Annotated in this window: 12 protein-coding genes; 3 read left to right on the top strand and 9 right to left on the bottom strand. The window is 65.1% G+C overall.

Translation table 11 applies throughout. The features are described from left to right. The first annotated feature begins 99 nt into the window (after nt 1-99). Entirely contained in the window at nt 100-294 is a 195-nt protein-coding gene (locus tag KCG88_RS01680) for a hypothetical protein (protein WP_210711590.1), read from the top strand. A gap of 206 nt (nt 295-500) precedes the next feature. On the opposite strand, the gene KCG88_RS01675 is transcribed toward KCG88_RS01680, so the two are convergent. The 8 genes from KCG88_RS01675 to KCG88_RS01640 form a co-directional block, all read right to left on the bottom strand. Beyond that, on the bottom strand, nt 501-1,715 hold the full coding sequence (locus tag KCG88_RS01675; protein WP_210711589.1) for a TPM domain-containing protein: 1,215 nt from the start codon (nt 1,713-1,715) through the stop codon (nt 501-503). Between the two features lie 156 nt (nt 1,716-1,871). Further along, the gene (locus tag KCG88_RS01670; RefSeq protein WP_210711588.1) at nt 1,872-3,278 is read right to left on the bottom strand and encodes an aldehyde dehydrogenase family protein; all 1,407 of its coding nucleotides are present in this window, start codon (nt 3,276-3,278) and stop codon (nt 1,872-1,874) included. 10 nt (nt 3,279-3,288) lie between these two features. Then, nucleotides 3,289-4,332 carry a homoserine dehydrogenase gene (locus KCG88_RS01665; RefSeq protein WP_210711587.1) on the bottom strand — a complete coding sequence of 348 codons (1,044 nt, stop codon included), beginning with the start codon at nt 4,330-4,332 and terminating at the stop codon, nt 3,289-3,291. A 374-nt stretch (nt 4,333-4,706) separates the two neighbouring features. Next, on the bottom strand, nt 4,707-5,144 hold the full coding sequence (locus KCG88_RS01660; RefSeq protein ID WP_210711586.1) for an Lrp/AsnC family transcriptional regulator: 438 nt from the start codon (nt 5,142-5,144) through the stop codon (nt 4,707-4,709). Nucleotides 5,145-5,166: 22 nt separating this feature from the next. Then, on the bottom strand, nt 5,167-6,543 hold the full coding sequence (gene thrC, locus KCG88_RS01655) for a threonine synthase (protein WP_210711585.1): 1,377 nt from the start codon (nt 6,541-6,543) through the stop codon (nt 5,167-5,169). A gap of 16 nt (nt 6,544-6,559) precedes the next feature. Beyond that, nucleotides 6,560-7,450, bottom strand: coding sequence for a LysR substrate-binding domain-containing protein (locus KCG88_RS01650; protein ID WP_047287854.1), 891 nt, complete (start codon nt 7,448-7,450; stop codon nt 6,560-6,562). Between the two features lie 41 nt (nt 7,451-7,491). Beyond that, nucleotides 7,492-8,928: an amino acid permease gene (locus KCG88_RS01645; protein ID WP_047337253.1), complete on the bottom strand. Its 1,437-nt coding sequence runs from the start codon at nt 8,926-8,928 to the stop codon at nt 7,492-7,494. A 153-nt stretch (nt 8,929-9,081) separates the two neighbouring features. Beyond that, nucleotides 9,082-10,356, bottom strand: coding sequence for a cystathionine gamma-synthase family protein (locus KCG88_RS01640; protein WP_210711584.1), 1,275 nt, complete (start codon nt 10,354-10,356; stop codon nt 9,082-9,084). Between the two features lie 239 nt (nt 10,357-10,595). On the opposite strand from KCG88_RS01640, the gene KCG88_RS01635 reads away from it, so the two are divergent. Further along, nucleotides 10,596-11,132: a DinB family protein gene (locus tag KCG88_RS01635; protein WP_047287857.1), complete on the top strand. Its 537-nt coding sequence runs from the start codon at nt 10,596-10,598 to the stop codon at nt 11,130-11,132. On the opposite strand, the gene KCG88_RS01630 is transcribed toward KCG88_RS01635, so the two are convergent. Beyond that, a complete protein-coding gene (locus KCG88_RS01630) occupies nt 11,133-11,444 on the bottom strand; it encodes a hypothetical protein (protein WP_047337255.1) in 312 nt (103 codons plus the stop codon). It abuts the gene before it with no gap. Between the two features lie 92 nt (nt 11,445-11,536). Here KCG88_RS01630 and KCG88_RS01625 point away from each other — a divergent pair, with 92 nt between their 5' ends. Beyond that, complete coding sequence (locus tag KCG88_RS01625) at nt 11,537-11,836, top strand: YceK/YidQ family lipoprotein (protein ID WP_047305199.1); 300 nt, start codon at nt 11,537-11,539, stop codon at nt 11,834-11,836. Nucleotides 11,837-11,886: the final 50 nt, after the last annotated feature.

Here is an 11,886-nt window from a genome sequence, read left to right as displayed (position 1 = left end):
TTCCGGGCACGCCTGATTGGTAATGTGTATCAGGATGTAACGGCGTAGGATGAGGCACCGGTTCGTTCTATCCCTGGCCCTGCTCTGGAGACGCTGAAAATGAAGTTGAACTGCCTCAAGGTGTTGCTGATCGGCGCCACCCTATTACTGGGCGCCTGCTCCAGTGCGACCACCCACCCCTGCTACTCGGACAAATGCCGGCTTGGCGGTGGCGTGAGCAACCTGAATCTCAACGGCAACAGCGCATTGGGCAACAGTTTCAACGAGTACGGCTCGAACCTGCTGCACGACTGAAACACCTGCCCCTCGTGCCTGAGCGCTGTCGGGTGTGGCTCGCTCCAGCAGCGCCCTGCCATTCCCGACCGCCCCGCACTCACCCCTTGTTCCGGTTCTTCGCCCCGCCCTGGCGGGCCTTGAAGCGCGGGCCGCCCTCGACCCGTTGCCCGGCCCCGCAGGCTTGGGAGAGCAGGACGGCTGCGTGATCATTACCGCGCCCAGCCTCACCAACTGCCCGACGCCCCGCCACCGCCACTGGAACCGCCGCCCCCGGAGAAACCGCCACCCGAGCTTGAGTGGCCGCCACTGCTGCTGCCACCGCCGCTGCTCCAGCGAAAGCCACTGCCGCCGGCAAATAGTATGAAACTCAGGAAATAGGCAAACGGCACGACCGTCAGCCAACGCTGGGCCGCCTGCCAGGCATCCACACCCAGGCCCATCAACAGAACCAGCGTCAGCAACACGGCAAAACGCCACAAAAAGCTCCGAGGGCTCTTGCGCCAGCTGTTGCGCATCATCCAATACAGCAGCCAATGGGCGCCCAGCACCAGCAGTACCCCCGCCGGCCAGGCCAGGCCGTAGAGGAAAGTCAAACGGCCCAGATACTGGCTGACCAGGGTCAGCAGACCGATGTACAGCAGCAGCCCCAGCACCCCGTAGAACACCCGCCGCGCCTGCCACAGCCCGGCGAAGGTTGCCCCGCCGATCAACATGCACAGCGGCACCAGGAACAACTGCGCCAGCCACTCCTGGCCGCCCACGGCTCCCACCAGCACCGCCATCAGCACCACTGCGCCCCCCAGCACCCGGCGCCAGTTCCAGCCGGCGGCCAGCATCACCCCCGCCACCGAGCCGAAAACGAACGCCAGCAGCAAGGCATAGGCTTCAAGCGGCACCGCCAGCCCCGCAGGCTCGGGCAACGAGCCTCCGTCCACCAGCAGGATCAAATCGTCCAGGGCACGGTCGATACCGCCGGCAAAGTCGCCCTGACGAAAGGCCGGGGTCAGGTCCTGGGCGATGATCTGCCCGGCCAGCAGGTCGGTGACCACAGGTTCCAGGCCATAGCCGACCTCGATCCGCACCTTGTGGTCGTTCTTCGCCACCAACAGCAGGATGCCGTCGTCTACCCCCTTGCGCCCCAGCTTCCAGGCGCGAAACAGTTGGTTGCTCAGGGCCTCGATGCTCTGCTGGCCCAGGTTGGGCACCAGCATTACCGCGATCTGCGCGCCGCGGCGCTGCTCCAGCGCCTCCAGCTTGTGCGCCATGCGCTCCTGGGTGGCGCTATCCAAGGTCGCAGTCAGGTCGATCACCCGCCGGTCCAGGGGCACCTTCACCAGCCCCGGCGGCGCCTCCTCGGCGTGCACCAGGGCCGGCAACAGCAGCCCGAGAAACAGCGCCAGCCACAGGCCACGCCCTTGTTGCAACCACAGCTTGATCATCGGCCCGCTTCCCGCATCGTTCATCCTGAAGCGGCGAACTTTACCACTGCCCGTACCGCGACCGATTCACCGCACCTCACCGCCAGCAAAAAAACACCGGGCAGGTGACCAAACCTGCCCGGTGCCCGACGACCTGTCGTGTTGCTGCAATCAGCCTCAGCTCAGGCGGTTGAGGCACACCACCTTGGGCTGGGTCATTTCTTCATAAGCAAAACGCACCCCTTCGCGGCCCAGGCTGCCGTACTTGAAGCCGCCAAACGGCATGGCATCGAAACGGTAATCGGAAGAGTCGTTGATCATCACCCCACCCGCCTCGATCCGCCGCGCGGCATCCATGGCGATACGCAGGTCATTGGTGAAGATCCCCGCGTGCAGGCTGTATTCGGGCTGGTTGGCCAGGGCGATGGCCTGATCCAGATCGTCGAACGGCTGCAGGACCACCACGGGCGCAAAGACCTCGTCCTGCCACAGCCGACTGCCATGATCGACATTCTCCAGCACCGTGGCGGCGTAACAGGAACCCCGGCGCTGATGCCCACAGAGCAAACGCGCGCCCTGTTGCAGCGCTTCATCCACGACCTTCTGCGCGTTCTGCGCCGCCTGCAGGCTGATCATCGGCCCGATATCCGTGCTGTCGGCCAATGGGTCGCCACTGACCTGCTCCCGAGCCAGACGCACAAAGGCCTCGCGAAACGCCTCATAGATCGAGGCCTGGACCAGCAGGCGCTGGGTGCCGATGCAATTCTGCCCCGCCGCCCAGAAAGCCCCGGACACGCAGCTTTCCACCGTCGCCGCCAGGTCGCAGTCGGCCATCACGATCACCGGTGCATTGCCTCCCAGGTCCATGGCCAGCTTTTTCAACCCGGCGCTGCGGGCAATCTGCTCGCCGGTGACGAAGCCCCCAGTGAACGACACCATGCGCACCTCACGGGCTTCCACCAGGGCCTTGCCCAGGTCCGCGCCGCCGGTGGCCAGGGTCACCACTGAGGTCGGCAGGCCGGCATCGCGCAAGTAGTCCACCAGCTTGATTGCCGACAGCGGCGCCAGCTCCGAGGGCTTGAGAATCACCCCGTTGCCCCCGGCGATGGCCGGGCCCAGCTTGTGCGCCACCAGGTTCAACGGATCGTTGTAAGGCGTGATCGCCAGGATCAGCCCCAAGGGCTCGCGAGAGAACCAGCCCTGGCGGTTTTCCGAGCCTTCATAGGCATCGAATGGCAGCACCTCGCCGGCATTGCGCTTGGCCTCCTCGGCCGACAGCTTGAGGGTGTTGATGCAGCGCTTGACCTCTTTCTGCGCCTGCTTCAGGGTCTTGCCCGCTTCATCGACGATCAGCCGGGCAAAGTGCTCGGCGTCGCGCTCGATGTTCAGGGCCGCCCGCTCCAGAATCCGTGCCCGCTGATAGCGCGGCAGCGCCGCGCAGTCGCTGACGCCCTGGCGGGCTTGCTGCAACAGGTAGGGCACGGCACAGGCCTCAAGGCGTGGCACGGTCCCGATCAGCCGACCATCGAAGGGGCTGCAGACATCAATCGAATCGGCGACCGGCGCCAGGCGTGACAGGTTCATGGGCTGGCTCCTAGCGGCAGGTGCGCGACTGGTGGATGTGAATGATGTCCGAGAGCAAGGCAAAGGCGGTCTCGATGCGCCCGGCGCCCGGCCCGGACACCGTCACCGCGCCCAGCAGTTCGGTGTTGAACGACACCGCGTTGATCGCCCCGCCAATGCCCGCCAGCGGATGGGCCAGGGGCAACAGGCGCGGCTCGACACTGGCTTGCAGCGAGCCATCGGCCAGGCGTTGGGCCGAACCGATCAGCTTCCAGCGCGCGCCCTCGGCACGGGCCTGCTCCAGGTCCGCCGCCGTCAGGCCGCAGATACCGCGGCAACTGACGTCGCTGACGGTCAACTGTGCACCGAGCAGCTCATTGGCCAGGATCACCACCTTCAAGCGCACGTCAAAACCTTCGACATCCGCCGTTGGGTCGGCTTCGGCATAGCCCAGGGCCTGGGCCTCGGCCACCGCCTCGGCAAAGCCCAGGCCGGCTTCCATGCGGGTCAGCACAAAGTTGGAGGTGCCATTGAGAATGCCCTCGAACCCCAGTAGCCCACTGCCCGCCAGGGACTGTTGAGCCATGCGGATCACCGGGGTGCCACTCATCACCGCGCCTTCGTATTCGAATGCCGCCTGATTGCGCTGGGCCAGGGCCTTGAGCTCGGCGCCGTGCAGGGCAATCGGCCCCTTGTTGGTGGTCACCACATGCTTGCCCTGCTCCAGGGCCCAACGGCAGAAGGTGCTGGCTGGCTCGCCGTCCACCGGGTTGGTGAAAGTGGCCTCGGCAATGATGTCGGCGCCGGAGTCCTTGATCACCTGTTCGTTGAGCGCCTCCACCTGGCCGCCGGGCAGTTGCGCCAAGGCGCCCTTGGTTGCCGGCAGCTTGCTCAGCAGGCCGGCATCCAGCCCCTGGGGAGCGACGATGGAGCCCAGGAACAGATCGCTGATGCCAACGATCTTCAAGCTGAAACCCAGTTGTTTTTTCCACGCCTGATTGCGTTCGGCAATCAGTTGCGCCAGGGCCCGATTGACCCCGCCGAAGCCCACCAGGGCGATGTTGTATTCAGTCATTTTTGTTGTGTTCCATCCGGGTTGAGAAGCTGATGGACACAAGGTTAGGGGTCGAGACCCGGCAGTGAAATATGCCGTTTTGCTGTATTTGCTGAGCAATTTGCCCAGCGCCCGAGACCGCTGCAAAAGGCTGCGCTCACAGGCACTGGCTATGCAAAACCCGCAACCAAGACTCCCCCTGTAGCCGCTGCCAAAGACTGCGCCCGGCTGCGCAGGAGACGCTAGACCTGGCGGTGCGGTCCATCAGGACACTACACAGGGTTCCATTCATCGCAACATGCTGATTGGCCGCGCAGGAAGGTCCTTCGGCCCTTTTCGCAGCCTCGCCAAAGGCTCGGCAGCGGCTACAGCAGGCCAGAAGATCCGCTCTGCGCTCAGGCCACAGAGGACAAGACAAAGGAGGTCACGGTGTTTTCCACCCCGGGCAAGGCGGCGATGTCATTCCACACCCGGTGCACCCGCTCTGCGCTGGCGGCGCTGACCCGCACCAGCACATCGAACTCGCCGCTGAGTACTTCGCACTGGATGATCTCCGGCATCGCCCGCAGCGCCTGCAATACATCGGCGCCACGCATGCGGTCGTAGCGGTAGACGAAGATCAGCGCATTGATCCGGGTATCCGCGCCACGCCCCTCGCCCACGCGGATGGTGTAGCCCTGGATCGCGCCGTCGCGCTCCAGGCGTTCGATGCGTTGGCGCACGGCGTTGCGCGACAGGTTGACCTTGGCCGCCAGCTCGGCATGCGCCGCCCGGGCATTGCGGGTCAGCTCGGCGATGATGCGTTCGTCCAGTGGATCCAGGATCCGCTTCATGAAGCCTCCTCCGCGATGCCCATCACAGTGCCTTCAGGCAGTGCAGTACGGCGGCAAAATCATCCGCCGCCAGTGCCTGCCACTGCGCCGTGGAAGGCGCCGCGAGTGGTTGCGGCGCCAGCCCGGGAATACCCAGCGAACCCAGCAACCGAGCCGACTTGGCCGGCGCGATCTCCCCCAGGGTGACCATGGGCGCCACCAGGCTGCGGCGGTACAGGCGCGCCGCCAGAACACCGATGGCGGCATGGGGATCGATGATGTAGCCGGTGTCCCGATAGAGGCTGGTGATCTCCTTGCCGGTCTCTTCATCGCTCACCGAGTAGGAATCGATGATCATCCGCGCCTGCAACCAGAACTCGTTGTCCAGGGTCATCTCGCCGCTGCCTTCAAAGCGCTGCATCAGGCCCGCCACCGCGTGCGGGTCCTGGCCATAGAGCTCCCAGACAAAGCGCTCCAGGTTGGCGAACAGCGACAGGTCCATGGCCGGCGACAGGCTCTGGCTGGCCTCGGCGCGGCAATAGCGGTTCTTCTGGAACAGCTGGTGCAGGGCGTCGTTGCGGTTGGTGGCGACAATCATCTGGGTGATGGGCAGGCCCATCTTCTGCACGATATAGCCGGCATAGACCTCGGCGAAGCTCGCCGCCGGCACGCTGAAACCGATGGGCCGCTGGCCGCCCCCCAGTTGCAGCACGGCATGGAAATACAGCACCAGCTGGGCCATGACCCCGACCCAATTGCTGGAGTTGAAGCCGATCACCTCGCGCTCGGCCAGGGGCCATTGGCGCAGCAGGCGGCCCACCAGGGTCTGGCAGTCGTCGAAGCTGCCCTGCACGGCAAAGCGCCACAGCCCCGGGTTGTGTGCCGCCTGCAACTGCTGCCCTTGCTGCTCGGGCACGCCGTGCTGCGGATAGAACACCAGCACCTGGGTCTGCGGGCAGTCCTTGAAGGCGTCGATCGCCGCCAGCGCGGTATCGCCGTTGCTGGCTCCCACCACCACCCCGCGGCGCTGCCGACGCTGGAGGAAATAGCCCACCAGTTGCGCCTGCAAGCGCGCGGCAAAATCCTTGGCCGAGCCGGTGGGCCCATGGAACAGTTCCAGCACCCATTCATTGCGGTCGATCTGTCGCAGGGGCGCCACCGCGCGGTGGCCAAAACCGCTGTAGGCCCTGTGCAACAGCGCCTTGAAGTCGGCCTCGGGCAGGCTGTCGCCGACAAAGGGGCTGAGCACGCGAAAGGCCAGTTCGGGGTAATCCAGGGTCGACCAGTTGGCGATTTCCTGGGGGCTGAAACACGGCAGCCGCTGCGGCACATAAAGCCCGCCGTCGGCGGCCACCCCGGACAGGACCACGGTTGCAAAATCCACCTGTTCGGCGGCACTGCGGGTACTCACATAGCGCATGCTTGGCTCCGGCCAGTCATTTGTAGCGATGGGCCTGCTCCACCAGCCAGGTGGAAAACTTCAGCGCATCGGGGTGTTGCTCGGCATCGGCGCCGCGCACCAGGTAAAAGGATTCGCTGGCCTCGATACGCTGCTCGAAGGGCTCCACCAGACGCCCATCGGCCAGCATGTCGGCGACCATCGAGGAACGGGCCAGAGCCACGCCCTGGCCCAGCTCGGCCATGCGCAGGGTCGAAATCAGGGTGTCGAACTGCATGCCCCGGGACGAGTCCACCCGGCTGGCGCCGGCCCGTTCAAGCCAGTAGCCCCAGCCCTCTTCGTAGCCCAGTACGTGCAGCAGTTGATGGCGGGCCAGATCGTCCGGCACCTGCAACGGCAGGCGCGCCAGCAGCGCCGGCGCGCAGACCGGGAACAGGCTGTCCCAGGTCAGGCGCTGGGCCACCAGCCCCGGCCAGTGGCCGCGGCCCCAGCGGATTTCCAGGTCGTCTTCGCCATCCAGTTCCTTGACCCAGATATTGCTGATGTAACGAATGTCCACCTGCGGCTGGGCCTGCTGAAAAGTCGGCAGCTTGGGCGCCAGCCAGTGGACGAAGAACGCCAGGCTGCCGCGCACCTTGATCGGCCGACGCTTGTGCTGGCCGAAGATTTCGTTGGTGCCTACCGCCAACCGGCTGATGGCATCCTGCACCACCGGCAGGTAGGAACGCCCCTCCTCGGTCAGGTCCAGGCCGCGGGGCAGGCGCTTGAACAGCGCCACCCCAAGGTGGCTTTCCAGCTGGCGGATCTGTTGGCTGACCGCGCCCTGGGTGAGGAACAACTCCTCGGCGGCGTGGGTGAAGTTAAGGCAACGGGCGGACACCTCGAAGGCGCGCAGCCAGTTCAGCGGGGGCAAGCTTTTCTGCTTCATGGCCTGGCTCTCATGGACACCCTGGGCGCCGGGCGCCCCCCTCAACCCTGCAGGGCATCGGAGGGCCGTGCCAGGGCTGCCAGGGACAGGCGCCGCTGGCGGCTACTGCGGGTAATGTAATACACCAGGTAGCACCAGGCGATGAAGGGCAGGCCGAAGTACAGGGCCACGCGCTGCTCGGGGTCGAAACCGATGCCGACACAAGCCAGGGCGCAGCACAGCAGCGCCCCCAACGGCACCCAGGGGTAGCCACGGACACGGAATTTCAAGTCGCGCACATCGCCGCCATTGGCCACGAAGTGCCGGCGAAAGGCGATCTGGCTGGCGGCGATGCTCATCCACACCACCACCACCGCCAGCCCGGAAATCGACACCAGGGCCAGGTAGATGGTGTCCGGGGCGAACACGCTGCTGAGCAGCGAGGCGGCGCCACCGGCCATGCTCACGATGATCGCGTTGAGCGGCGTGCCCATGCGGGTCAGGGCCGAGAACTGCTTGGGCAGGTGGCCCTGGTCGCTCAGGGTCCAGAGCATCCGCGAGGCGGCGTACAGCCCGGAGTTGGCGGCCGACAGCAACGCGCTGATGATCACGAAGTTCATGATGTCGGCCGAGTACGGAATGCCGATGTAGGTGAACACCGTGACGAACGGGCTTTCCACCAGGCCGGCCTGCTCCCGGGGCAACAGGGTGGCGAGGACGAAGATGGTGCCGACGAAAAAGATCGCCAGGCGCAGCACCGTGGTGCGGATCGCCCGTGGCACGTTGCGTTGCGGGTCACGGGTTTCTCCGGCGGCGATGCCGATCAGTTCGGTGCCGGAGAAGGCGAAGGCCACCGCCAGCAGGGTCATGGCGATCGGCATGAAGCCGGTGGGGAACAGCCCCTCGCGGGTGAAGTTGCTCAGGCCGATGCTGTGGGCCTGGTCGATGTGCAGAAAGCCGAGGATCGCCCCGCCACCTACTGCCAGGAAGGCCAGCACGGTGACCACCTTGACCAGCGACAGCCAGAACTCGGTCTCGGCGAACAGCCGCACCGACACCACGTTGGACAAGAACACCACCATGGCGAACAGCGCGCTCCAGATCCACACCGGGGTCTCGGGGAACCAGCGGGCCATGAGGATCCCGGCGGCGGTGAATTCCGAGCCGATGGCCACGGTCCAGGTCAGCCAGTACAGCCAGGCCACGGTGTAGCCGGTGCCGGGGCCGAGAAAGCGCGTGGCGTAGGTGCTGAAGGAGCCGGTCTCGGGCATCTGCACCGCCAGCTCGCCGAGGCACATCATCACCAGGTACACCATCAGCGCACCGATGATGTAGGCGATCACCGCCCCCAGCGGGCCGGCCTGGTTCACCGTGTAGCCGGAGGTAAGGAACAGCCCCGTGCCGATCACCCCGCCGAGGGCGAGCATGACAATGTGCCGGGTCTGCATTTCTTGCTTGAAGCCGCCGCGCAAGTCGGTCTGTTGTTCTTGTAGGGACATGATGGTTCTCATGAAAGTTGTCAGGGCAAGTCTCAATTTCTGCGACTGTGGAAATGGGCAGAAAACAAATCGGATGCCACCAGGTTTTTATTGTTATTCCTCTTCATGAAGCCCCCACTGGCTGCCTTGCTGTGGGGGTGTTGCGCGCTCTTTTCAGTGGGCGACCTCGGCCCGCGGGTCCAGGGATGGGAGGGCGCCAGGCGCCGCATTCTGCTTGAGGGATTGGCGCAGCCAGGCGAAGGCCTGCTGCAGGTCGGCCAGCAGGTCATCGGTGTCTTCGATGCCCACCGAGATCCGCACCAGGCCTTCGGAAATGCCCAGGGCCTGGCGCTCTTCCAGGGTGTTCTCCACATGGCTGGTGGTGCGCGCCGGACCGTAGATGGTTTCCACCGCCCCCAGGTTGCCGGCGCAGTGGGCATAGCGCAGGCGCGGCAACAGCTGCGTGACGCTGTCCATGCCACCCACCAGGACAAAACTGACGATGGCGCCGAAACCACGCATCTGCGCACAGGCCACGGCGTGGTTCGGGTGGCTGGGCAGGCCCGGGTAGTTCACGGCTTCCACCAGCGGCTCGTTGAGCAGGAACTGCGCCAGCTGCGCCGCGCTGTGCTGTTGCTGACGCATGCGCAGGGCCAGGGTCTTGATCCCGCGGATGATCAGGTAGGCCGAGAACGGATCGAGGCTGGCGCCGTTGATTTCCCGGTAATGACGCACCTGGCTCATCAGCGCTTCGCTGCCGCAGGCCACGCCACCAAGCACATCGCCATGGCCGCTGAGGAACTTGGTGGCGCTGTGGATCACCACGTCCACGCCCAGGGCCAGGGGGTTCTGGTTCAGCGGCGTGGCGAAGGTGTTGTCCGCCACCACCAGGGCGCCGACCTGTTTTGCCGCGGCGACCAGACGCTGGATATCGACGATCTTCAGGGTCGGGTTGGTCGGGGTCTCCAGGTACAGCAGGTCGCAGCCCTTGGCGATCTCGGCTTCGATCTGCTGCTGGTCGAAGGTTTCGCAGAGGGTCACGGCCACCCCCATGCGCGGCAGGAATTCCTCGAAGATCTTGTTGGTGCCGCCGTAGCTGTCCTTGGTCGACACCACCCGCTGGCCGTGGCGCAGGAAGCTGTAGAGCACGCCGCTGATGGCGGCCATGCCGCTGCTGAAGGCCACCGCCGATTCGGCGTTTTCCAGGTCCTGCAGCTTGGCTTCCAGGGTCTGCACCGTGGGGTTGCTCATGCGGCTGTAGATAAAGCCCGGGGCCTTACCCAGGGCCACGTCGTACCACTGGTCGATGTCGTCGTAGCCATAGGCGGCGCTGGCGACAATCGGGGTTTGCGTGGCGTTGTAGGGATGACGGACTTGCTCTCCGCCCCAGACCACCCGGGTGGCGGTCCCGGGGTTTTCCAGCCCTGTGCGTTCAGGTTTTTTATTCATTGCAACGGCTCACCATAAAGGGTGCGCGGCCTGTTGCCGCGCTGGATCTGGTGGCCAATATAGAGAAAAGCCCAAGCCCCGAGAAACGATGTTATCGGGGCCAAAGGGGCGGTTTTTTTAATGGCTGCACAGCCCTGCAAACGGCCTGCGCACAAGGCTTTTGCGAGGCCTCTTGCATTGCCGCACCGAGGCTTGCGAAGCTGCTGCGCGCCCGCCCGCAACCCCCGAAAGGAATGGCAATGAACCGCACCGAGCACCTGTGCCTGATGGCTCGCTACAACCAATGGATGAACAGCAAGCTGTACGGCGCCGCCATGGGCCTGTCCGATGCGCAACTGGCTCTGGACCGGCAGGCCTTTTTCGGCTCGATCCTCGGCACCCTCAATCATTTGCTGGCCGGCGACACCATCTGGCTCAAGCGCTTTGCCCAGCACCCGGCGCGGTTTGCGGCCCTGGCGCCGCTGCAGCCGGTGGCTACCCCCCAGGACCTCAAGACCTTGCTGTTTGCCGACATCCGCGGGCTCTGGCAGCAACGTCAGTGGCTGGACCAGTTGATCCTGGATTTCAGCCTGTCCCTGAGCGACGCCGACCTGGACAGCAGCCTGCATTACACCAACACCCGGGGCGTGGTCGCCGAGCGCAATGTCTATAGCCTGCTGGTGCATTTCTTCAACCACCAGACCCACCACCGCGGCCAGGCCGGCACCCTGCTGACCCAGGCCGGGGTGGATATCGGCGATACCGACCTGCTTATGCTGATACCCAGCGATATCTGATCAGGCTTGAGCCCAACGGGCGCGCAACAGGGGCAGGCCGCGCTCGTGCCAGAAGCCCATGGAAATCCCGCCGCTGGACATGCCGCCATGGGCAAAGGCCTCGACGAAGAAATGCCCTGCCGAGCTCCAGGCCTTGCCGGTCAGTTGCTCGAAGGCCTGGACGATCAGGGCCTCCAACTGCTGCGCCGTGGCCGGCCAGGGCGTGTGGGCCAGATGCGTGGCCATGGCTCGCCACAGATAGGGGTCCCCCCGTAGCCCCCAAGACAGCGGTTCCTCCGCGAACAGCCGTGCGACGCTGCGCTCCTCCTTCATCGAACCCTCCCGGCACTGCGCCCAGTATTTATTCAGCGCCCAATCTAGCGTCTGCACCGGGCTTCTGCGACCATGCGCGCGGAAAAATCCGCTTGCTAAGGAATGGCGCCATCAAAGCCCTCAATGCCCTGTTCGTTGTGTCCATGCTGTCCCTGACGGGCTGCGGCACCCTGATCGCCCGCACCCCCAACGCCCACAGCGGCTACGACTACTACAAAGGCACCCAGGCCAATATCGAACTGCTGACCATGCGCGGCGCCAGCGGCTACGACGGCTATACCACGGTCTTCTGCTGGATGAGCATCGTCTGCCCGGTGGTGGCCATCGTCAGCCTGCCGGTGGATGCCGTGGCCGACACCGCGCTGCTGCCCTATGACGCGATGAATCACTGATTCGCGCCCGTCCCTGTCTCGACCCTGCGTGGAAGCCCGATCATCCGAAT

Origin of the sequence: Pseudomonas sp. MWU349 (assembly GCF_017947325.1) — a bacterium.
GTDB classification, from domain to species: domain Bacteria; phylum Pseudomonadota; class Gammaproteobacteria; order Pseudomonadales; family Pseudomonadaceae; genus Aquipseudomonas; species Aquipseudomonas protegens.
This window is presented reverse-complemented; position numbering and strand designations above follow the sequence as displayed.